Genomic DNA, 22,550 nt, shown 5'->3' with positions numbered 1-22,550 from the left:
GGGAAGGCGGCCCCGTCGGCCGGCCGGGTCGCTCAACGGCGGGTCACCTGGTCAGCTGTGCGGGGCTTTCCGCGCCCACCAGCCGGCTCGGCGTGATCTCGATCCCGTGTCCGCGCAGTTCGGCCCGGAGCTGAAGTGCCATCAGGGAGTCCAGGCCGTAGTCACGCAGGGGGCGGCGTTCGTCGATGTGCTCGGGGGGCACGCCCAGCAGCCGTGCCGCGCTCCGGATGAGCACCCCCGTGTCACCGGGCGCCGCGTCCTGGGGACGGCGAGCGGGCGGCGCGGGGACGATCGGGGCCCTGCGCACGGCCGGCACCGCCACCGCGGGCGTACGCCGGGGCGGCGCGGCCGGCGGCCGGCGGGGCGGCGCGACCCGCGCGCGGCGGAACCGCTCGCCGGGCGGTACCGGGACGCGGCCGTCCGGCGCCAGCCGGGCCGCCAGCCAGGTGGCGACGGTGCGCCGGCCGGTGTCCACCGTTCTGGCCAGGCGGGCGGCGGCGTCCGGCAGCAGCCGGGCCGCCAGGGCGGGTAACAGGTCCGGCGCGCCCGCGCGGTCCTGCACCCGCCGCAGGGTGACGCCGCGGAATTCGGCCAGGGTCCGCCGCCCGTCGGGCGCCGCCACCACCACGTCGGCGGTCGTCGTCGCGCCCGAGGCCGACTCCTTCAAGAGGACGTGCACCCAGAACGTCTCCGGCAGCTCGGCCAGGAAGCGGGAGTAGCCGAACACCTCTGGCCGGTAGGTGACATGGGAGCCGGCCCCGCCGGGCAGCGCCGCCAGGACGGGCAGCAGGCAGGCCTCCCACCCCGCGTGCCGGGGTGTCTCCGGCCGGTGCAGCAGGGCGACGGCCTCGCCGTCGCGCCGCCACAGCGCCTGCACCGTTCGGTAGGCGGGCGCGATCTCGTACCCGCGCTCCCGGACGTACCGCAGGAACATCGCACCCGACCAGTAGGAGCGGCAGCGGCCCAGCGCCTTCTCGACGTCCGCGTCGGCCGGCGCCCCTGACGCCGGCCGCACCGAAGCGGTCAGGCACGGTGCGCCGGACGGCTCGTGGGCCTTCCCGGACAGCGCCCGCACCGTGGCCGTACCGCCGGCGATCTCCGCACGCAGCGTCAGCTCGCCCCCGGGGGGTATCTCCGGCCAGGTGTCGCCGACCCGGGCGTCCGCGACGACGACCTCCTCCCCGCCGCGGGCCGTGCGGGCCGCGGCGTGCAGGACGGCGATGTGGACGACCGGCGGCACGGGGGCGAAGCCGTGCGAACCGACGCCGGTGACGCGGGAGTCGAGCGGGAAGTCCTCGGTGTGCCCGGCGTCTGCGGAGGCGGACCCGGCCGCGCCCGCCGGGTCGTTCCGCAGGTGCAGTTCGTCCCACTGGTAGAAGGGCAGCGGTACGTGCGGGGCGGCGCCGCCGTACCAGCGCTCCCAGTCGACGGCGCCGCCGTGGGCGAAGTGCCGCCCGAGCGCGCGGGTCAGGGCGGACCGCTCGTCGTGGCCCCGCCGCGTGGAGCCCGTCACCGCGACCGTGGCGTCCGCGTCGTGGAGCGTCGCCCGTACGGCGGCGGTGAGCACGGGGTGGGGGCTGATCTCGACGAAGACCGAGTCCGCTTCCTCGGCCAGCTGCTGCACGCTCTCCCGGAAGCGGACGGGCCGACGCAGGTTGTCCATCCAGTACGCGGCGTCCAGCGGCGTGCCGCCGACCGCCCCGCAGCGGACCGAGGAGTGCATCGGGACGTCGGGGTCACGGGGCCGCAGGTCCGCCAGCGCCTCCAGCAGGGGGGTGCGCAGCCGGTCCATCGCGGGCGAGTGCGAGGCGACGTCCACCGGCACCGCCTGGTGGAAGAGGCCGCGCTCCTCCAGGTGTCCGGCGATCCGCTCCAGGGCCGCCCGGTCGCCGGCCAGCACGGTGGAGTCGGGGGCGTTCTCCGCGGCGACGCACACGGCAGCGCCCTCGGCGCGTACGAGTTCGGCGGCGGCGTCCGGGGCCAGCTCTGTGACGAGCATGCCGCCGTGACCGGCCGTCCGCGCCATGAGGCGGCTGCGCCGGCAGATCACGGCGGCCGCGTCGGACAGCGCCAGCGCCCCGGAGGCAGCGGCGGCGGCGACCTCTCCCATGCTGTGGCCGACACAGGCGTCGGGCCGGACGCCCATGGCCTGCCAGTGCTCCGCCAGCGCCGTCTGCACCGCCCACAGGACGGGCTGCACAGACGCGACGTCCGTGGGGAAGTCCTCGTCCGGCCCGGTCAGTACATCGATGACCGACCGGCCCGTCTCACCGCGCACCGCCGCGTCGCACGCGCGCAGCGTCCTGCGGAAGGCGGGCGAGGACTCCAGCAGGGTGCGGCCCATGCCCGCCCACTGCGATCCCTGGCCGGGGAAGACGAAGACCGTACGGGGCGCCGAGCCGAAGCCGGCCTCCCCGGTCCCGGCGTTGTCCGCCTCCCGGCACTCGGCCACCGCCCGCAGGCCCGCGGCGAGGTCGTCGTGGCCGTCTCCGGTGACCCAGAGCCGGTACGGGTGGTGACCGCGCCGCAGGGCGGCGGCGGCACAGACGTCGGCGGGCGGGTGGGCGCGGCCGGCGCCGTCGGGGCCGAGGAAGTCGGCATAGGCCGCGGCCAGCGCGGCCAGGGAGCGCCGTGAGCGGGCGCTGAGGACCAGCAGGTGGGTGCCGTCCCCGGTGAACGGGGTGGCCGGGGCGGTGACGGGGGCGGTGACGGGGGCGTGGGCGCTGACGACGACATGGGCGTTCGTGCCGGAGAGGCCGAACGAGCTGACCCCCACCAGAGCGCGGTCGCCGGCCGGCGCCAGCGGGGTGTTGGCGGTGACGACCTCGACGGGCATGTCGCCCCGGGTGAGCAGCGGGTGCGGTCGGGCGGCGTGCAGGGATGCCGGGATCAGTCCGTGCCGGACGACCAGGATCGCCTTGATCAGGCCCGCCATGCCGGCGGCCGCCTCGGTGTGGCCGATGTTGCTCTTCACCGAGCCGGTACGCAGCGGCCGTCCAGCGGTGCGCCGGTCCCGCACAGCCTCGGCGAGGGCGGTCAGCTCGACGCTGTCGCCGGCGGTGGTGCCGGTCCCGTGCGCCTCGACGTAGTCCAGGTCGGCCGGTTCGATGCCCGCCTGCCGGCAGGCGGTGCGCACCATGTCCACCTGGCCGGAGACGGCGGGCTTGAGCAGCAGCCCGCTGCCTCGGCCGTCGTTGACCACGGAGCTGCCGAGGAGCACGGCAAGGACGCGGTCGCCGTCGCGCTCTGCGTCGGCGAGCCGCTTGAGCAGGACGACGCCGACGCCCTCGCTGCGTACGAAACCGTCGGCGTCGTCGGCCCCGAACTTGCAGCGCCCGTCCGGGGAGAGCATGCAGGCCTGCGAGTACGCGATGGCGTCCAACGGCGAGAGGACGACGTTGACCCCGCCGGCGACGGCGAGGTCCGACTCGCCCGTCCGCAGGCTCTGGCACGCGGTGTGCACGGCCACCAGGGACGAGGAGCACGCCGTGTCCACGAGGAGGTTCGGGCCCCGCAGGTCGAGGGCGTAGGAGACGCGCCCGGTGGCCATGGAGCGCAGGTGGCTCCCGGCCACGTCCCGCAGGCTGTACGTCTCGGGGGTGTCCCGTCGGGAGTACTCGGCGGTCGCCTGCCCGACGAAGACGCCGGTACGGCTGCCCGCCAGGGAGTCCGGGACGATACCTGCGTCCTCGAGCGCCTCCCACACCACCGTGAGCAGCAGCCGGTGCTGCGGGTCGAGCATGGCCGCCTCGGAGGGGGCGACGCCGAAGAAGGCCGGGTCGAAGGCGAAGGGGTCGTCCAGGAAGCCGCCGAAGCGGGAGACCGTGCGGCCGGGCGTACGCGGCACGGCGGAGTAGCAGGTGTCGATGTCGAACCTGTCCGGCGGGATCGGGCTGACGCAGTCGGTGTTCGAGGCGAGGTTCCGCCAGTACTGGTCGACCGTCGCTGCCTGCGGGAAGCGGCATCCCATGCCCACCACGGCGATCGATGACTTACGGGCAAGAGTGTTCATGCGGCAGAACCCATCTGAGGAGAAGGGAAACAGGGGAACTCAGGCCTCGCGTCGGTGATTCTGATGCAAAAGTGCACCTGAGGTCAAGATTGCCCTTCAGGGTGACTTCCCGCTCTCCCGCTGCGCCCTTTTCGTCCCGACATGACCCCCCTGGGAGCCGGTTACGCATCCGGTCCGTTACCACACGTGACGGGGGTCGCATAATATTGAACCGCAGGGCAAACTTGCATCGCAATGTAAGACGACACCACACTCCTCGGCGGGCAGACCGCCGTGCGGACATCGACAACTCGTCGGAAGGCGGAAACGGTGCGATTCCTTGTCAGCCGCGTGTTCCTGGAGGACGGCCGCTTACACGGGCTCCGGTCGGCACACCAGGGTTACTGGCGAAGACTGTTCCACCAGGGGGTTCTGCTCGACGGAGGCATCCTGGAGGAGGGGTGCCGCGAGGTCCTGGTCATCGATGCCGCGGACCGGGAGACGGTCCACCAGGTGCTCGCCGCCGACCCGTACACCCAGGAGCGCCTGACCCTGAGCGTCACCGTGCAGAGCATGGACGACCTGCTCGGCACCGAGGCGCGGGAACGGCCCGCGCGGCCCCGCGGTGCGCGCGCCGTGGACGGCGCGGACATGCTCGGCCGGCTGAGCGCCCACGAGTGGCGGGTCTCCCGCATGATGCTCGAAGGGCTGACCAACCGGCAGATCGCCGAGCGGCTCACGGTGTCGCCGCGGGCCGTGGAGCAGCACATCACCCGCATCTACCGCAAGCTGTCGATCAGCCGCCGCGCCCAGCTGGCCGTCGCCCTGCGCGCGGAGCGCGAGCCGGTGGCCTGACCCGCCTACGCGGACGGCGGCCTGCCGGCAGGCCGCCGTCCGCGCACGCCCGGGGCGCCGCCGTCAGGTCGCGGCGCAGACCACCGCCGCCTCGGCCAGCGGCCGCAGCCGGCGCAGCACCTCACGCTCCCCGAGGCACTGGGCGACCTGGAAGAGGTCGGGGCTGCGGCGGCTGCCCGTCAGGCACACCCGCAGTACGTTGGCCACCTCGCGGACCGAGCCGCGGTAAGCCCCGGGCGCCGACCGGTGCGCGTGGCCGTCCGGCGCGAAACCGTGCCGGACGGCGATCGCGCGGACGACGGAGAACCAGCTCTCGGGCGGCCCGGCGTGGCGGTAGCCGGCCACCATGTCCGCGGCCAGGGTGACCACGACCGGCTCGGGCAGGCCGCCGAGTCTTGCGTCGTCCGGACGGCTGACCAGCTCGTGCAGTTCGGGGAAGCAGAAGCCGTACGCCGCCCGGAACTCCGACCAGCACGCCAGGTCCTTGCGCGGCGTCCCGGTGCCGCGCCGCATCATCTCGAAGGCCGCCAGCGCGAGGTCCGGGTGCGCACCGAGCGCGGCGTGCACCTCCCGGTCGTGCGCGGCGGCCCACGCGCCCAGCTGGGCCAGCGCCTCCCGGGGCGTCAGCGAGGCGATGTGGTCGCGGCTCAGGGCGCGGAGTCTTGCCAGGTCCACCATGGGGCCCGCCGTCCCCATCTCCGACAGCCGCAGCTCCTCGGCCAGGGCCCGTTCGGCGGGCACGTCCGTCAGCCGGCTGTTGGCCAGCCCGCGCAGGTAGTGCTCGACGGCGGCCGCCGGATAGCCGGCCGCCACGTAGAACCCCGCGGCCGACTCGGGGTCCTTGCGCTTGCTGAGCTTGCGCCGGCTGCCGCCGTCCAGCTTCATCAGCGGCGCGATGTGGGCGTACTCGGGCGGCCGGAAGCCGAGTTCCCGGTGCAGCTGGTGGTGCAGCGGCAGCGAGGAGATCCACTCGTCGCCGCGCACGACGGTGTTCACCCGCATCAAGTGGTCGTCCACCACGTGCGCGAGGTGGTAGGTGGGCAGCCGCGGCCCCGTGGCGTCCGCGGACTTCAGCAGCACCACGTCGTTGCCGTTGTCCAGCATGGTCAGCGCCCCGCGGACGAGGTCGCGGAAGCGCACCCGGCCCGGCAGCCCGACGGGGCAGCGCAGCCGTACCGTGTACGGTTCCCCGGCCGCGATCCGGGCGTCCGCCTCCCGGACCGACAGCGAGCGGCACCGGGCCCACCTGCCGTAGTAGCCGAGCGGGGAGCGGGTGCGGCGCTGCTCGGCGGCGTGGCGCTCCAGGTCCTCGGGTGTGCAGAAGCACGGGTAGGCCCGCTCGTCGCGGACCAGCTCGCGCACGTACGACAGGTAGACGGCGGCGCGGTCGGACTGCCGGTACGGCCCCCACGGGCCGCCATGTTCGCCCTCGTCGGGTTCGAGTCCGAAGTAGCCGAAGACGCGCGTGAACTCCTCGGCCGCGCCGGCCACTTCGCGTTCCTTGTCGGTGTCCTCGATACGGACCAGGTACACGCCGCCCGAGCGGTGCGCGAGATCGCGCGCCAGGGTCGCCACGTACAGCCCGCCCAGGTGCATCGACCCCGTCGGGCTGGGCGCGAACCGGGTCACGCGGGCCTGCGCGGGCAGCTCCCGCGGTCCGTAGTGCTGCTCCCAGTGGGCAGGCGGGAGCAGGTCGGCGGGGAACCAGGAGTCGACGATGTCACGGTCCTGCATGGCTCGTCCTTCCGTCGCGTTGGCTCGGCTGCGGCGGCCGGATGGGGCCACGGCCGCGTCGGGACGCCGACGTTAGGACTCCGCGGCCGCGGTGCGGCCGACGCGACGGGCGGGGAGTGTGGGATACCGTACCGGCGGCGCCGCCGGACACCCCCGGACGCCCCGCGCCGCGCGAAGCTTGATCCCGAAGGTGACCTCGAGGTGACCTCGGTGAGAGAGGAGGCGGGGCGTGCTGCGCGTGCTGCTGCTCGGGTTCGGAGCGCTGGCGGTGGGGACCGACTCCTATGTGACGGCCGGTCTGCTGCCCGCGATCGGGCGGGACCTGCACGAGCCGGCCTCGGTGACCGGGCAGCTCGTCACGGTCTTCATGCTCTCCTACGCGCTGCTCGCCCCCCTGGTGGGGGCGGCTCTCGCCCGGTGGGGGATCCGGCAGATCCTGCTCGCCGCGCTGGCCCTGTTCTGCCTGGCCAACGCCGCCACGGCGGCCGCGACCGCCCTGCCATGGCTGATGGCGGCGCGCGCGCTCGCCGGGGTGGCCGCGGGGGTGTTCATGCCCGTGGCGGCGATCGCGGCCGCGGCGCTGGTCGGCCCCGAGCGGCGCGGACGGGCGCTGGCCGTCGTGCTCGGCGGCCTCAGCTCGGGCACGGTGCTCGGCGTCCCCGCCGGGCTGTTCCTCGCCGCGCACTCCGGATGGCGCTCGGCCCTGTGGCTGGTGACCGCGATCGGCGCGGTGGCGCTCACCGGGTGCGCGGCCCTGCTGCCGGAGGTCACCGGAGCCGCGATGCCGTCCCTGCGCGAACGCGGCGCCCAGCTCGCCGACGTCCGGGTGGTCACGGCGGTCCTCACCACGTTCCTGCAGACCGTCGCCAGCCTGGGCCTGTACACCTACCTCGTGCCGGTCCTCGACGCGTCCGGCGCCACCGGACACCAGACGGCGCTGTGGCTGTGGGGAGCCGGCGGGGTGGCGGGCAGCTTCCTCGTCGGGCCGCTGCTCGACCGCACCGGGCGGCCCGGCGCCCATGTGGCGGTGCTGCTCGCCGCGCTGTCCCTCGGCCTGGCCGCGCTACCGCTGCTCGGCGGGGCCGCCGTCCTGCCCCTGCTGGTGCTGTGGGGCGCGGTCGGCTGGGCGTTCGTGGTGCCGCAGCAGCACCGGCTGCTCGGCATGCGCCCGCGTGGCGGCGCCGCCGTCCTGGCGCTCAACAGCTCCGCCACCTACCTCGGCGGATCGGCGGGCGCCGCGCTGGGCGGGGCGGCGCTGTCCGCCGGGCTCGGCCCCCGCCACCTGCCGGCGGCCGCGGCCGCCGCGGCGGCGGCCGCCTGCGTACTGCACCTGCTCACCCGCTGGCGCCTGTCGGCCGATCCCCTCCCCGCCCCGGCGTCGCAGCGGGGGCCAGAACAGAACGGAGAGTCCTGTGCGGTTCGGAGTTAATCTGCCCAACTACGGCCCGGCGACCACGCCCGCGAGCATGCTGGAGTGGGCGCGGCGGTTGGAGGATCTCGGATACCACCAGCTGATGGTCTCCGACCACGTGGCGAGCACGTCGGAGGTGGAGACCCTGTTCCCCGCCCCGTTCTACGACCCGTTCACCGTCCTGGCCTGGCTCGCGGGAGCGACGAGCCGGGTCCGGCTCGGGACGACCGTGACGATCCTGCCGTACCGCCATCCGCTGCTCGTGGCCCGCCAGGTGGCCAACATCGACCGGCTCAGCGAGGGGCGGTTCGTCTTCGGGGCCGCCGCCGGCTGGGCGCCGGGCGAGTTCGCCGCCCTCGGGGTGCCCTACGCCCGCCGGGGCGCCCGCAGCAACGAGTACCTGCGGGTGATGAAGGCGTTCTGGACCCAGGACGTCATCGAGCACGACGGGGAGTTCGTCTCCTTCGGCCCCGTCCGCACCGGGCCCCGGCCGGTGCGGCCGGGCGGTCCCGAGATCTGGATCGGCGGGCACAGCGCCGGGGCTCTGCAGCGGGCCGTGCGCTACGGCGACGCCTGGCACCCCACCTCGGTCACCGCCGACTGGCTGGTCCACGCCGGGGTGCCCGCCCTGCGCGACATCGCCAAACGGCTGAACCGGCCCGTCCCCGCGCTCGCCCCGCGGATCAAGCTGCGGCTGACCGAACGCCCCCTGCCCGCCGGGCGGGTGCTCGGCGAAGGCACCCTGGAGCAGATCCACGAGGACCTCGGCCTGCTGGAGCGGCTGGAGGCGGAAGCCGTCATCCTCGACCCCACGTTTCCCGCGCAGGTACGCACCGCCGCCCGCGCGGAGGCCGACCTCTCCGCGCTGGAGCGGCTGGCCGCCGAAGTCATCGACCTGGAACACGGCCGCCTGCGCTGATGTTGCGTCAGTCATGAACACACCGACACCGGCGCCGGACATGGGCAAGGGGGCTGCCGCGGCCAGGCCGTACGGCAGTGAACTGGATCTGCGCAAGCTGCGGGTGCTGATGGAGCTGGACCGGCGGGGCACGGTCAGCGCGGTGGCGGCCGCGCTGCACCTGACGCCCTCGGCGGTCTCCCAGCAACTCGCCGCGCTCGCCAAGGAGCTGGGCGTCCCGCTGACCGAACCGGTCGGTCGGCGGCTGCGGCTGACCGGGGCGGCGAAGACGGCGATCCGCAGCGCCGAGGAGATCTTCACGTGCATCGACCGGCTGTACCGCTCGCTGGCCGAGTACGGCGACGGCGAGCGGGGCGAGGTGTCGGTGTCCGGCTTCGGGACCACGCTCGCGCCGCTCATCCTGCCGGCCGCCGGCATCGTCAAGCGGCGCCGCCCGGGGCTCCGTACGACGCTCGCCGAGGTCGATCCGCCGGCCAGCTTCGAGATGCTGGAGCAGGGCCGCACCGATGTGGTCATCGCGGTGGAGTCGCCCTCGGTCCCGGCCTTCGACACGCGGTTCGACAAGCACCCGCTGATGACGGAGGTGTTCGACGTCGCCCTGCCCGCCGAGCACCCGCTGTCTCAGGCGCCGGCGCTGACGCTCGCGGACCTGGCCGCGGACGCGTGGATCTTCGCCACGGTCGGCATGTGCCAGGAGATCCCGCTCGCGGCCTGCGCGGCGGCCGGGTTCGTCCCGCAGGCCACCCATGTCATCGGCGAGTGGGACGCCACGCTGGCGGCGGTCCGCGAGGGCCTGGGCATCTGCCTCGTGCCGCGGCTCGCCCGCCGCAGTTCCCGGCCCGGTGTCGTGATCCGCCGGATCGACGACGCGCCCTGCCGCCGGGTGTTCGCGGCCGTGCGGTCCGGCAGCGGCGGTGTGCCGCAGATCGAAGCCGTCCTGGACGCCCTGCGCGAGGCTGCCCAGACCGTGGAATCGGAGCTGAACGACGCCGCGCCGCAGCGGAACCAAGGAACAGGCCCCACTGTTTCCGATTGATCGAATGTTTCAGTCGGCCTTCACGTTCATCGGAAAGATTACTTGCTGGACGCGGGGCAGTGCGCGAGGCGACGCTCGTGAGTGCGGGGCGACGGACGAATTCCGTCCCTCTCCCACTCCTGTCGTGTGTTTCTCCGCCTGCGTCGAATGCGAGGGTCGGCAAATGAAAACGGGTGCGCTTCTGCGGTTGTCCGGACTGAGTCTGCTGTGGGGCTCGGTCTTCCTGTGGATCAAGATCTCCGGTTACGGTTTCTCGCCGGTCGAAATGGTCTTCGTACGGCTCGTCCTCGGGGCGGCGGTCCTGATGGCCATCGGCCTGGCCAAGGGCTTGCGGCCGCCACGGGACAAGGCCCTGCTGGGTCACATGGCCATGGCCGCACTACTGGGCAATGCCGTCCCCTGGCTGCTCTTCGCCCAGGGCGAGGTCCACGGGTCCAGCAACATCGCCGGCGTCGTCAGCGGCACCGGCCCGGTGTGGACGCTCGGCGCGGCCGTGGTGCTCGGCAGCGAGAAGCGCCTGGGCGCCGCCCGCGCCTGGGGCATGGTCGTCGGCCTGCTCGGCGTGGTGCTGGTGGCCGCGCCGTGGGGCACGGACACCCACGCCTCCACGGGCAGCATCGTCTGCTTCGTCCTCGGCGCCATCAGCTTCGGCAGCAGCTTCGCCTACGTCGGCCGCTTCCTGGCCGGGCGCGGCATCCCGGTCCTCATGCTGGCCGGCGGGCAGCTGACCATCGCCGCCGTGCTCACCCTGCTGGCCGTGCCGTTCCTCGGCCTGGACGCGGTGGAGTGGCGCACCGACTCCACCGTCTCCCTGATCATCCTCGGCGTGGTGTGCACCGGCTTCGCGGTGCTGCTCAACACGGTCATCATCACCAAGGACGGCCCCGCGGCGGCCGCCACCGTCATCTACCTGATGACCGTCGTGTCCGTGGTCCTCGGCGCCGTCTTCCTCGACGAGTCGCTGGGCTGGACGGTGCTGCTCGGCACCGCCGCGGTGCTCGTCGCGATCGCACTGCTGCGCCGCAAGCCGGCCCCCGCGCCGGCGGCCGAGGCGGCAGCCGGCGAGCCCGCCGCGGAATCCCGCACCGGGGCATCTGCGCAGGTCCCCCCGGCGGCCGGCGCGGCGAGGCCGGTCGCCGGCGCCAAGTGAGGCCCGGACACGACACGCGGACGGGGCCCGGCAGGCCGGTACCACCACGGCCCGCCGGGCCCCGCCGTTGAAACAGCCCCCTCCCCGCCCACGGCCCCCGACCTGCTGAGGTGAACACCCATGCCGTACGTCGTCGAACGCGCATTCCATCCCGCCGAGTCCCGCCTGCACCAGGCCTGGTCCGACTACCTCGCCCACCTGCGCACACTGGCCGCCCGCGGCATCCTGCTGGGCGGCGGCCCCGCCGGCACGGGCAACGGGGACATCCTCGTGCTCGCCGTCTCCGACGACGTGTCCCTGCACCGCGTCCTGCGTGGCGATCCGCTGGCCCGGCAGGGACTCGTCGCCCGGACCAGGATCCACACCTGGACGGTCGAGTACGGGCACAACGCACTCACCGGACGGGAGCCGGAGGCCCCCGCGGCGGGGCCCGCCGCGGCGCTCACCCCGCACGAGTCGCGCATCGCCCGCCTGGTGGTCTCCGGGATGACCAACCAGAAGATCGCCGAACAGCTGAACGTCTCGTGCCGTGCCGTCGAACAGCACCTCACGCGGATGTACCGGAAGCTGTCGATCCACCGCAGGGCGCAGCTCGCCACCGCGCTGGGCACCCCCGCCCCCCGGTACGGAATTCCGCAGAAGGCGCGACTCACTGCGTGATTCCGTAGTGCCCCTCCCCATGCCGGGTTCTAGCGTTTCCTGCGTCGCCGGGCAGCGGACCCCCGGCACGCGGCATTGCACTCCTTCGGCTCGGAAGAACCCACCCGGAAAGCGACGCACCACGCATGCGGATATTCGAGGACTCGGGTATTCGAGTGCGGGCCGTGTTCCCACACGCCCGCCACCTGGTCGCCGTCCGGTCCCGGCCGTCAAGAAGTCGTCCTGGCACATTCCGGGAAACGTCCCGGAAGAGGGGAATTCAGATGTCCTTGCAATCGGCGGAACGTATCGGGGTGGTCGTTCCTTCCGGGAACGCCGCCGCCGAGCCGGAGATCGGCGCTCTCGTCCGGCCCGCCATGAACGTGCACACCTCCCGCTTCCCGGTCCTGCCGGGACTGAGCCTGCGCGAGCGGCTGGACGTCTACAACGACCGCCTCGGCGAGGTGGTCGCCGGGTTCGGCGGCCTGCGCCTCGGCGCGGTGGTGGTGGCGTGCAGCGGCTCGCACTACCTTCTCGGCCCCGACGGCGACCGGGCCCTGTGCGACAAGCTCGCCGAGGCCGGCGGCCAGCCGGTGGCCTCCTCCACCCTGGCCACCCTGGACACCTGCGCGGACCTGGGCATCCAGGACGTGGTCCTGGTCTCGCCGTACGAGCCCTGGCTGACCGACCTGTCCCGCGCGTTCTGGGAGGACGCCGGCCTGACGGTCTCGAAGGTCGTCCCCATCCGGGCCGGCGACCGCTTCTCGCCCTACGACGTCACCACCGACGACCTCGTCCGCCAGGTCGCGGACGCCGGCCTCGGCGACGACGACGCCCTCCTGCTCACCGGCACCGGTATGTTCACCTTCGACGCCCTGGCCCGGATCGGCGAGGGCAACGACCGGGCCCTGCTCACCTCCAACATCTGCTCGGCCCGGTGGGCGCTGCGCCGGACCGGGCTGCCGGCCGACCCCGCGGAGGAGACCGGGCTGCTGCGCCGGCTCGCCCGGCGCGCGGGCGGGCCGAAGTGAGCGTTCCCCGCCGCCCGGTGGTCGTGGTGGGAGCCGGTCCTGTCGGTCTCACCGCAGCCCTGGTGCTGGCCCAGGGCGGGGTGCCGGTGACGGTGCTGGAGTCCGACCCGGCGCTGTCCACCGCCTCCCGCGCCTCCACCTTCCACCCCGCCACCCTGGACCTGCTGGACGAACTCGGCGTGGCGGCCGCACTGCGCGCCGAGGGGCGGACGGTGCACGAGATCCAGTGGCGCGACCTGGAGCAGCGGCTGCTGCACCGTATGAGCTACGACGCGCTGACCGGACGCACCGCCCACCCCTACCGGGTGCACGTCGAGCAGTCCCGCCTCACCCCGCTGCTGCTGGCGGCGCTGGAGGCGCACCCGCACGCCGAGGTGTGCTTCTCCAGCACCGTCTTCGACGTCCGCCCCTGGGGCAACGACGCGGTGCGCCTGTGGATCGACGGACCGGCCGGGCTGCGCGCCCCGCTGGACGCCGGATACGTGGTGGCCGCCGACGGCAGCCGGAGCACCGTCAGGACCGCGTTACGGCTGCCGTCCCGGGCCACCGAATACCCCTGGTACGCCCTGCGGGTGGTGACGGCGACGGCCCTGGACGGCCTTCTGCCCGATCTGGGACCGCTGGCGTACGTCCGCGACCCGCGGCAGTCCTTCAGCGTCCTGGGCATGCCCGACCACTGGCGGCTCATCTTCCGGCTCCCGGCGGACGTCCCGCGTGGCCAGGTCACCGAGCGGCGCGCCGTGGGCGCCCTGCTGGAGCGCGCCCTGCCGTCCTGTGCCGGGCAGCTGGACGTCACGGACGCCCACACGTACCGGCTGGCGTCGTACGTCCTGCCGGACTACCAGGTGGGCCGGGTCCTCTTCGCCGGCGACGCCGCCCACCTGACCTCGACCGCGGGCGGCATGAACATGAACTGCGGGCTGCACGACGCGGTCGCCTGGGGACGGGCTCTGACGCAGGTCCACCACGGCGAGGCCGACCCGGGGCTCCTCGACCGCGTGGCCGCCGAACGGCGGGCCGTGGTGAAGCACAAGGTGATCCCGCGCAGCGAGGCCCGCACCGCGGGCATCGACGACGCGGACGGGCTGCACCGCGCCCTGGACGGCATCGGCCGGATCGCCGCAGATCCCGGCCGCGTCACGGACTACCTCCACGCGGCCTCGCTGCTGGACTGCGCCCCGCTCCCCCGGCAACAGGCCCGCTGAGCACCGCCCGCGGGCCCGCGCGCCCGCCCGGCGGCCCGCCGTCCCGGACACGGGCCGTCCGCACCACTCCGCCCCACCCGCACACCGCTCGTCCGCACCACTCTGCCCCTTCCCGCTGAGAGGACGGAAAGCGCCATGCGCCTCTGGTTCCACAAACACACCGTGGAAGGTCGGCTGCCGCTGCTCGACCAGTGGTATCGCGAGCACCTGGACGCGATCACCGCGCCCGGCACCGACATCGACATCAAGACGCTCCCGGCCGACACGTACCCCGACAACACCCCCTTCGGGCTCGTCGGCCACCACGCGGCCCAGGTGCTCTTCAGCGAGCACTTCGCCCACGCGGCGCTGGCCGCCGAGCGCCAGGGCTACGACGCCTGGATCACCGCCGCCGGCCAGGACCCCGGCCTGCGCGACGCCCGGCACCTCGCCGCGATCCCCACCCTCGGATACGGCGAGACCGCCTTCTTCCTGTCGGCCCTGGCCGGGCACCGCTTCGGCCTGCTCGGCTTCATGCCGGCCCTCGAAGAGCCCATCCGGGCGAACATCTGCCGCTACGGCCTGGAGCGGTGGCTGTCCGCGTACGAGATCGTCCCCGGCGGCTGGGACGGCGTCCACCGCGCCCTCGCCGACGACTACGACCAGTTCGTCACCGTCTACACCGAAGCCGCCGAACGCGCCCGCAAGGCCGGGGCCGAGATCATCGTCCCGGCCGAGGGCATCCCCAACGAGATCTTCTGGCACCTGGGCATCCGGGAACTGGCCGGCATGCCCGTGGTCGACCCGGCAGGCCTGGCCGTGAAGTTCGCCGAGCTCAGCGTGAACCTGGGCGAACTGGGCATCTTCTCGCGCTCCGCCGCCGGCTACTGGTTCCAGCGTCCGCCCGCCGAGATCTCCCGCCACCTCGAAAAGGTCTTCCTCGGTTCGACCCTCCAAGGAGCGTGATCCCCATGACCATCCAGTCCTCCATCGGCGCCGCCCCCTTCAGCACCCCCGCCGCCGCCCCGCTGCACCGCCCGCGCCGCCTGCGCCGCACCCCGCAGCTGCGCCGGCTCACCTCCGAGACGCAGGTCAACGCCGCCAACCTGATCCAGCCTCTGTTCCTGCGCGAGGGCCTGACCGAGGCCCGGGAGATCCCCTCCATGCCCGGTGTGTTCCAGCACACCCGGGACTCGCTGCGCAAGGCCGCCGCCGAGGCCGTCGCCGTCGGCGTGGGCGGGCTGATGCTGTTCGGCATCCCGGAGAGCAAGGACCCGCAGGGGTCGGGCGCGGTCGATCCCGACGGCATCCTCCAGGTGGCGCTGCGCGACGTCGCCGCCGAGGTCGGCGACTCCACCGTCGTCATCGGCGACATCAACCTCGACGAGTACACCACCCACGGCCACACCGGTGTCCTCGGCCCCGACGGCGACGTGGACAACGACGCCAGCGTGCTGCTGTACGCGCGGGCCGCCGTCCTGCAGGCCGAGGCCGGCGCCCAGATCGTCGCGCCCAGCGGCATGATGGACGGCCAGGTACGGCACATCCGCGCCGCACTGGACGAGGCGGGCCACCACACCGTGGCGATCCTCGGCTACTCGGCCAAGTACGCCTCGCACTTCTACGGGCCGTTCCGCGACGCCGTCGAGTCCTCCCTCCAGGGCAACCGCCGCTCCTACCAGCAGGACCCCGGCAACATCCGGGAGTCGCTGCGCGAGGTCGCTCTCGACCTCGCCGAGGGCGCGGACATGGTGATGGTCAAGCCGGCCCTCGCCTACCTCGACATCGTCCGCCTCATCGCCGAGCGCGTCGACGTGCCCGTCTCCGCGTACCAGGTGTCGGGCGAGTACTCGATGATCGAGGCCGCCGCCGCGCGCGGCTGGCTGGACCGCGACGAGTCGATCGTGGAGAGCCTCACCTCCATCCACCGGGCGGGCGCCTCCCAGATCATCACCTACTGGGCCACCGAGTTCGCCCCGCGTCTGGGCCGCTGAGCCCCGCACCCCGGTGACGGTCACCGGGCGCCATCACCCTTCCACCCGCCTATCACTGAGGTGTTGAGGACTGTGCGACGAACGACACCGGACGCCAACCGGTTCCTGGCGGTGGGCATCAGCCATGCCACCGCCCCGCTCGACCTGCTGGAACAGATCTACGAGAACTCCGGACCGCTCGACGACCTGGCCCGGCGCATCGCCGACACCGAGGGTCTGGCCTCCTCCCTGATCCTGTCCACCTGCAACCGCATGGAGGTGTACGTCGAGTCCGCCCCGGACACCGACCCCGTGCCCCTCCTCGACGACCTGCTCGCCGACCACACCCGGGTCGGCCCCCAGGAGCTGGCTCCTTACCGGTACGTGCGCCGGGCCGACGACGCGCTGCGCCACCTCTTCCAGGTCGCCTCCGGCCTCGACTCGGTCGTCCTCGGCGAGGACCAGATCCTCGGCCAGGTGAAGGAGGCCCTGGACCGCGCGCAGCGCACCGGGTCCACCAGCAAGACCCTCAACCAGGCCGTTCAGGCCGCGATCCGGGCCGGCAAGCGGGCCCGCAACGAGACCGGCCTGAACGAGGCCGGCCGCTCCCTCGCCACCGCCGGGATCTCCTTCTTCGAGCGGCTGGTCGGCTCCCTGGACGGCAAGACCGCCCTGGTCATCGGCGCCGGCTCGTTCGGCGGCGTCGTCCTCGCGGCGCTGCGCCGCTCCGGCCTGAGCACCGTGCACATGGCCAACCGCACCCCCGAGAAGGCCCAGCGCCTCGCCGAGACCGCCGCCGGCCGCGGCTACCCGCTGGAGGCCGTTCCCGAGCTGCTCACCGAGGTGGACGTCGTCGTCAGCTGCACCGCCGCCACCGAACCGCTGCTGCGGGCCGACTCCGTCGCAGGCGCGATGGCCCGGCGCGGCGGGCGCGACCTGTACCTGCTCGACCTGTCACTTCCCCGCAACATCGAACCGGAGGCCGGCCGGATACCCGGCGCCACCCTCGTCGACCTCCAGCGCATCGCGGCGGAAGGCGGCGACGACGAACTGTCCGTGGCCAGTGTGGAGGCCGCCCACCGCATCATCGACGCCGAGGTCGAGAGCCTCAAGGCCGCCCGCCGCGCCGCCCGGGCCACCCCGATCCTCGCGGCGATGCGGGCCAGCGCCACCGAGGCCGCGGACGCCGAGCTCGACCGGCTCAGCAAGCGGCTGGACGGCATGGACAGCGACGCGCTGCAGGAGGTCTCCCGCACCGTGCAGCGCATCGTCGACAAGATGCTCCACCAGCCCACGGTCCGCGCCCGCGAACTGGCCGGGCGCCCCGACGGCGAGGTCTACGTCGACGCCCTGCACGCCCTGTTCACCCCACAGCCCGCAGTCGCCCAGGAGGCCATGGCATGAGCGCGATCTCCGCCCTGTGGAACGCCGACTCCATCGCCGTCATCGGCGCCACCGAGCGCCCCGGCGCGCTCGGCCGCAAGCCGATGGACTTCCTGCTGCGGCACGGTTACAAGGGCCGCGTCCTGCCGATCAACCCGCGCGGCGGCGACATCCTCGGCGTCCCGGCGTACACCTCCGTCAAGGAGGCGCCCGGCCCGGTCGACCTGGCGCTCATCATGGTGGGCGCCGGCCGGGTGGCCGGGGCCGTCGACGACTGCGTGGCCGCCGGGGTGCCCCTCGCCATCATCGCCTCCTCCGGTTTCGCGGAGACCGGGCCCGAGGGGGCCGCCCTCCAGGAGGACGTCGTCGCCCGCGCCCGGGCCGGGGGGCTGCGCCTGATCGGGCCGAACTGCATCGGGGCCGTCAGCTTCAACAACCGCGTCCTCGCCACGTTCAGCCCCCTGTTCGGCGCCGAGAGCGTCCCCTTCGAGCCCGGCACCCTCGGCTTCGTCAGCCAGAGCGGCGCCCTGGGATTCGGCGCCGCGAGCCTCGGCCTGCAGCGCGGCCTGCGCCCCGGATGGGTGGTGAGCACCGGCAACGACGCCGACGTCACCGCGCTGGAGGTGCTGCGCGAGCTGGCCGAGGAGCCCGGGTGCCACGGCCTGCTGGGCTACCTGGAGGACGCGCCCGACCTGGAGACGCTGCGCGCGCTCGGTGCTTCCGGCAAGCCGGTCGCCCTCCTGAAGTCCGGGCGCACCGAGGCGGGCGGGCGGGCCGCCGCCTCCCACACCGGCGCCCTCACCACCGACGACCGGGTGCTCGACGCGGCGTTGCGCCAGCTCGGCATCGCCCGCGTCGACGACATCGACGAACTGCTCGACGCGGCTGCTGCGTTCGAGTCCCCGTTGCGGCCGAAGGGGCCGCGGGTCGCCGTCGTCACCACCTCCGGCGGCTCCGGCATCCTCGCCGCCGACGCCGTCGAGAAAGCGGGACTTGAGCTGAGCGAGCTGTCCGAGGACAGCATCGCCGCACTCACCGAGATCGTCCCGCCGTTCGGCGCCGTGCAGAACCCGGTGGACATCACCGCCACGGTGCTCAGCGACCCCTCGCTCTTCGACCGGTCGCTGGACGTGCTGATCGCGGACGACTCCGTCGACGTCATCATCGCCTGCTTCTGCGTCATGGCGGGGCCGGACGTGGAGAAGGCCGTCACCGCGCTGTCGAAGGCGGCCCGCAAGGGCGGCAAACCGATCCTGGTGGCCCGCACCGGCGCCGACTTCCTGGCTCCCGACGCCCCCGCCATGCTCCGCGCGGCCCAGCTCCCGGACTACCCCACCCCGGAGCGGGCGCTGAAGGCCGCCGCAGCCCTGTGGCAGGTCAGCCGGCCGCGACCGCAGGGCACACGGGCCGCCACGGCAGCGCCGCTCCCCGCGCCCGGGGCCGACGCCACGGAACCCCGGCTGAAGGAGCTCCTGGCCACCGCCGGCATAGCCGTGCCCCGGGGGCGTGTCGCCCGGGACGCCGACGACGCCGCGGCGCTGGTGCGGGAGCTGGACGGCACGGCCGTGCTCAAGGCCGTCGTACCCGGACTGCTGCACAAGTCGGAGGCGGGCGGTGTACGCGTCGGCGTGCGCGAGCAGGACGCCCGCGCGGCCTTCCGCGAACTGGCGGCGCTGGGCGGCGACGTCCTCGTGGAGGAGCTGGCCGGGGACGGCGTGGAGGTGCTCGTCGGCGTCCGCACCAGCCCGCTCGGCAACGTCCTGACCGTCGGGCTCGGCGGCATCTTCACCGAACTCCTCGACGACGTGGCGCACCGGACCGCGCCGCTCGCCGAGGGCGACGCCGAGACCATGATCGGCGAGCTGCGCGGCGCCGCCCTCCTGCGGGGCGCGCGAGGCACCCGGGAGCTCGACACCGGCGCGCTGGCGGAGCTGCTGTACCGGCTCTCCGACGCGGTCGCCGACTGGCCCGGCGACTTCGAACTGGACCTCAACCCGGTGCGGGTGCTGCCGAGCGGCGCCGTCGTCCTCGACGCGGCGTTCACGGGCTCGCCCGACGCCACCTGAACCCCCCTTCCGGGGAGGGGAGCCGGCACATCCCCCCACACGGCTCCCCTCCCGGCTCCCCGGGCGCGGGTCCGGCCCGCGCCCGGCGGGGCCCGTGGGCCCGGGTCCCGTGGCGGCACCCGGAAACCCGGCCCGAAGATCCCCACCCAGACCGCTCAGCGACCGCGAAAGGCACCGACCGATGTCCTCACCCGATGCTCCGACCACCCCCGCCACCGGCGGCGGCCCCCTCTCGGGGGCGCTCTTCGAGCGGTCCGCCGGCGTCATCCCCGGCGGGGTCAACTCGCCGGTGCGCGCCTTCGGTTCCGTCGGTGGCACCCCCGTGTTCATGTCCTCGGCGCACGGCCCCTGGCTCGTGGACGTCGACGGCCGCGAATACGTCGATCTCATCTGCTCCTGGGGCCCGATGATCCTCGGCCACCGCCACCCGGCGGTCCTGGAAGCGGTCACCGCCGCGCTCGGCTCCGGGACCTCCTTCGGCACCGCGACCGAGGGCGAGGTCGACCTCGCCGAGGAGATCACCGCCCGGGTCGCCCCGGTGGAGAGGGTCCGCCTCGTCACCTCCGGGACGGAGGCGACCATGTCGGCGATCCGGCTCGCCCGCGGCTTCACGGGTCGCCCGAAGATCGTCAAGTTCGCGGGCTGCTACCACGGCCACGTGGACGCCCTGCTGGCCGCCGCAGGCTCCGGCCTGGCCACCTTCGCCCTGCCGGACAGCCCCGGCGTCACCGGCGCCCAGGCCGCCGACACCGTCGTGCTGCCGTACAACGACCTGGCGGCGGTGGAGCGGGCCTTCGCCGAGCAGGGCTCCGAGATCGCCTGCGTCATCACCGAGGCGGCTCCGGGCAACATGGGCGCCGTCCCACCGCTGCCCGGCTTCAACGCGGGCCTGAAGGAGCTGTGCCGGCGCCACGGCGCGCTGTTCATCTCCGACGAGGTCATGACCGGCTTCCGGGCGAGCCGGGCCGGCTGGTACGGCCGGGACGGCGTGGCGGCGGACCTGTTCACCTTCGGCAAGGTCATGGGCGGCGGCTTCCCGGCCGCGGCGTTCGGCGGCCGCGCCGACGTCATGGGTCACCTCGCCCCGGCCGGGCCGGTCTACCAGGCCGGCACCCTGGCCGGGAACCCGGTGGCCACCGCCGCCGGCCTGGCCACCCTGCGGCACTGCACCGACGAGGTGTACGAGCGGCTGGACACCGTGTCCGCGACCATCGGCACCGAGGTCTCCAAGGCGCTGTACGCGGAGGGCGTCGCCCACAGCCTCCAGTACTCCGGGACCATGTTCTCGGTGTTCTTCAGCGAGCGGACGGTCATCGACTACGACCAGGTCAGGGCGTCGGAGGCGTTCCGCTACCGGGCCTTCTTCCACGAGATGCTGCACCAGGGCGTGTACCTGCCCCCGTCCCCGTTCGAGGCCTGGTTCGTGTCCGCAGCGCACGACGACCGCGCGATCGACCGGGTCGTCGCGGCCCTGCCCCGGGCGGCGAAGGCGGCGGCAGCGGCCCTGCCGCCGGCCGCCTGATCCGGCCGGACGCACGCGTGCCGCCGGCATCCGGTCGGGCCGGATGCCGGCGGCACGCTCCGGGGCGGCGGGTCAGGACTCCAGCACGATCCCGACCCGGATGTTCCCGCGCACGGCACGGGAGTACGGGCAGCGGGTGTGGGCCCGGTCGACCAGTTCCTGAGCCGTCTGCGGGGCGATCCCCGGTAACCGCACCGTCAGGTCCGCGCTGATGCCGAAGCCGGACGCGTCCCGCTCCAGATGCACGCGGGCCGTCACGGTGGGCTCCTGATCGAGGGCCACCCGCGCCTCGCGGGCCGACAGGCGCAGCGCGCTGTGGAAGCACGCGGCGTAGCCGGCGGCGAACAGCTGCTCCGGATTCGTCCGTTCGCCCGCGCCGCCCACTTCCTTCGGCGCGTCAAGGCCCAGCTCCAGAAGGCCGTCGGAAGACCGGACCCAGCCCTGCCGGCCGTCTCCGGACGACGTGACCTCGGCGGTGTAGAGAACCGACACGATTCCTGCCCTTTCGTAGGGGGTGGGGAAAACACTCGGAAGGAAAGCAAGGAATTCCGGAGCAAGCCATACGGAAGCCCGAAGCGCGCAGTGCGCCAAGCCGTCGCTCATGGCGCTGACGGACCCCGAAGCAGCCCTCCGAACCGATTTCGTCTTTTCGCTGGAACTCCCGGAAAGGGGATGGACCCATGGGCCCACTGAAAGGCGTACGCGTGGTCGAGGTGGCGAGCGGCGCCCCCTGCGCCTTCGCCGCCACACTCCTCGCCGACCTCGGCGCCGACGTCGTCCGCGTCGACCGCCCGGGCGCGGGCTCGTTCGGAGCGGCCGACCCGCTCGGCCGCTCCCGCCGCTCCGTCGCGGCCGACCTGAAGAGCCCGGACGGAATACGCGCGCTGCGCGACCTCGTCGACCGCGCCGACGTGCTGCTCGAAGGCCTCCGGCCGGGTGCCGCCGAACGCCTCGGAATAGGACCGGAATCCTTCGCCGATTCCAATCCCGGCCTCGTCTACGCCCGCGTTTCCGGCTGGGGGCAGGCCGGTCCCTGGTCCCGGCGCCCGGGACACGACATCAGCTTCCTCGCCATGGCCGGGCTGCTCGACACCGACGCGGCCCCGTCCGGGAGCCTGCGGCCGCCGTCCACGTATCTCTCCACCTTCGCGGGCGGCGGTCTGCTCCAGGTCCTCGGCGTGCTCGCCGCGCTGCACGAGCGCTCCCGCAGCGGGCGCGGCCAGGTCGTCGACGCGGCCATGGTGGACGGGGCGGCGCTGCTTGAGGTCATGGTCCGGCAGTGGCGGGACAACCCCGGCAACGTCACCGTGACCGACGCCCCGTACTACACCACCTACGCCTGCCAGGACGGCCGGAGCGTGGCGGTGGCCGCGATCGAGCCCCGCTTCTACGAGGTCCTGGTCACCCAGCTGGGCCTGGACCCCGCCGGCCTGCCCGACCGCGACGACCGGTCCGCCTGGCCGGCGCTGCGGACGCGACTCGCCGAGGCCTTCCGCACCCGCCCCCGCGACTACTGGGCCAAGGTGTTCACCGAGCACGACGCCTGCGTAGTCCCCGTACTCGACCCGCGCGAGGCCGCGGAGCACCCTGCGCTGCGCGACCGTACGACCTTCGTCGACGTCGCCGACCGCCCCCAGCCCTCCCCCGCCCCCCGCT

The 22,550-nt window shown here is 73.9% G+C and carries 17 protein-coding genes; 14 read left to right on the top strand and 3 right to left on the bottom strand.

Annotated features, from left to right (window positions below; translation table 11 throughout):
• Nucleotides 1-43 precede the first annotated feature (43 nt).
• Nucleotides 44-4,012 (bottom strand): type I polyketide synthase, encoded by a 3,969-nt coding sequence (locus IH54_RS0131965; RefSeq protein ID WP_078862679.1) that lies wholly within the window; start codon nucleotides 4,010-4,012, stop codon nucleotides 44-46.
• Between the two features lie 309 nt (nucleotides 4,013-4,321).
• Here IH54_RS0131965 and IH54_RS0131960 point away from each other — a divergent pair, with 309 nt between their 5' ends.
• Complete coding sequence (locus IH54_RS0131960) at nucleotides 4,322-4,846, top strand: helix-turn-helix domain-containing protein (protein WP_043182883.1); 525 nt, start codon at nucleotides 4,322-4,324, stop codon at nucleotides 4,844-4,846.
• A gap of 63 nt (nucleotides 4,847-4,909) precedes the next feature.
• On the opposite strand, the gene IH54_RS0131955 is transcribed toward IH54_RS0131960, so the two are convergent.
• Complete coding sequence (locus IH54_RS0131955; RefSeq protein WP_031523655.1) at nucleotides 4,910-6,580, bottom strand: glutamate--tRNA ligase; 1,671 nt, start codon at nucleotides 6,578-6,580, stop codon at nucleotides 4,910-4,912.
• Nucleotides 6,581-6,809: 229 nt separating this feature from the next.
• On the opposite strand from IH54_RS0131955, the gene IH54_RS0131950 reads away from it, so the two are divergent.
• The 12 genes from IH54_RS0131950 to hemL all read left to right on the top strand — a co-directional run bounded on the left by IH54_RS0131950 (nucleotide 6,810) and on the right by hemL (nucleotide 20,894).
• Entirely contained in the window at nucleotides 6,810-8,009 is a 1,200-nt protein-coding gene (locus IH54_RS0131950) for an MFS transporter (protein ID WP_052398105.1), read from the top strand.
• Nucleotides 7,993-8,910 carry a TIGR03619 family F420-dependent LLM class oxidoreductase gene (locus tag IH54_RS0131945; protein ID WP_031523651.1) on the top strand — a complete coding sequence of 306 codons (918 nt, stop codon included), beginning with the start codon at nucleotides 7,993-7,995 and terminating at the stop codon, nucleotides 8,908-8,910. The genes IH54_RS0131950 and IH54_RS0131945 overlap by 17 nt, the downstream gene beginning before the upstream one ends.
• A gap of 13 nt (nucleotides 8,911-8,923) precedes the next feature.
• Nucleotides 8,924-9,946, top strand: coding sequence for a LysR family transcriptional regulator (locus IH54_RS0131940; protein ID WP_234344111.1), 1,023 nt, complete (start codon nucleotides 8,924-8,926; stop codon nucleotides 9,944-9,946).
• A gap of 187 nt (nucleotides 9,947-10,133) precedes the next feature.
• Nucleotides 10,134-11,096, top strand: a complete 963-nt coding sequence (locus tag IH54_RS0131935) for a DMT family transporter (RefSeq protein WP_063762417.1) — start codon at nucleotides 10,134-10,136, stop codon at nucleotides 11,094-11,096.
• Between the two features lie 120 nt (nucleotides 11,097-11,216).
• Nucleotides 11,217-11,756, top strand: a complete 540-nt coding sequence (locus IH54_RS0131930) for a helix-turn-helix transcriptional regulator (RefSeq protein ID WP_052398104.1) — start codon at nucleotides 11,217-11,219, stop codon at nucleotides 11,754-11,756.
• Between the two features lie 263 nt (nucleotides 11,757-12,019).
• Nucleotides 12,020-12,766, top strand: coding sequence for an arylmalonate decarboxylase (locus IH54_RS47255; protein WP_031523642.1), 747 nt, complete (start codon nucleotides 12,020-12,022; stop codon nucleotides 12,764-12,766).
• A complete protein-coding gene (locus IH54_RS47250) occupies nucleotides 12,763-13,971 on the top strand; it encodes an FAD-dependent oxidoreductase (RefSeq protein ID WP_031523639.1) in 1,209 nt (402 codons plus the stop codon). Before IH54_RS47255 ends, IH54_RS47250 begins: the two co-directional genes overlap by 4 nt.
• Nucleotides 13,972-14,133: 162 nt before the next feature.
• Nucleotides 14,134-14,916, top strand: a complete 783-nt coding sequence (locus tag IH54_RS0131915; protein WP_234344109.1) for an aspartate/glutamate racemase family protein — start codon at nucleotides 14,134-14,136, stop codon at nucleotides 14,914-14,916.
• Nucleotides 14,917-14,921: 5 nt separating this feature from the next.
• Nucleotides 14,922-15,944 carry a porphobilinogen synthase gene (gene hemB, locus IH54_RS0131910; RefSeq protein ID WP_052398103.1) on the top strand — a complete coding sequence of 341 codons (1,023 nt, stop codon included), beginning with the start codon at nucleotides 14,922-14,924 and terminating at the stop codon, nucleotides 15,942-15,944.
• A 72-nt stretch (nucleotides 15,945-16,016) separates the two neighbouring features.
• The gene (hemA, locus tag IH54_RS0131905; RefSeq protein WP_107060316.1) at nucleotides 16,017-17,327 is read left to right on the top strand and encodes a glutamyl-tRNA reductase; all 1,311 of its coding nucleotides are present in this window, start codon (nucleotides 16,017-16,019) and stop codon (nucleotides 17,325-17,327) included.
• Nucleotides 17,324-19,372, top strand: a complete 2,049-nt coding sequence (locus IH54_RS0131900) for an acetate--CoA ligase family protein (protein ID WP_031523630.1) — start codon at nucleotides 17,324-17,326, stop codon at nucleotides 19,370-19,372. Before hemA ends, IH54_RS0131900 begins: the two co-directional genes overlap by 4 nt.
• Before the next feature lie 181 nt (nucleotides 19,373-19,553).
• Nucleotides 19,554-20,894: a glutamate-1-semialdehyde 2,1-aminomutase gene (hemL, locus tag IH54_RS0131895; protein WP_043182882.1), complete on the top strand. Its 1,341-nt coding sequence runs from the start codon at nucleotides 19,554-19,556 to the stop codon at nucleotides 20,892-20,894.
• 72 nt (nucleotides 20,895-20,966) lie between these two features.
• Here the strand turns inward: hemL and IH54_RS0131890 are convergent, their stop codons facing one another.
• On the bottom strand, nucleotides 20,967-21,386 hold the full coding sequence (locus IH54_RS0131890; protein ID WP_031523626.1) for an organic hydroperoxide resistance protein: 420 nt from the start codon (nucleotides 21,384-21,386) through the stop codon (nucleotides 20,967-20,969).
• A 188-nt stretch (nucleotides 21,387-21,574) separates the two neighbouring features.
• On the opposite strand from IH54_RS0131890, the gene IH54_RS0131885 reads away from it, so the two are divergent.
• On the top strand, nucleotides 21,575-22,550 hold a 976-nt coding region (locus tag IH54_RS0131885), incomplete at its 3' end, for a CaiB/BaiF CoA transferase family protein (RefSeq protein ID WP_031523624.1).

Source organism: Streptomyces sp. NRRL F-5123, assembly GCF_000721495.1.
Taxonomy (GTDB): Bacteria; Actinomycetota; Actinomycetes; order Streptomycetales; family Streptomycetaceae; genus Actinacidiphila.
This window is presented reverse-complemented; position numbering and strand designations above follow the sequence as displayed.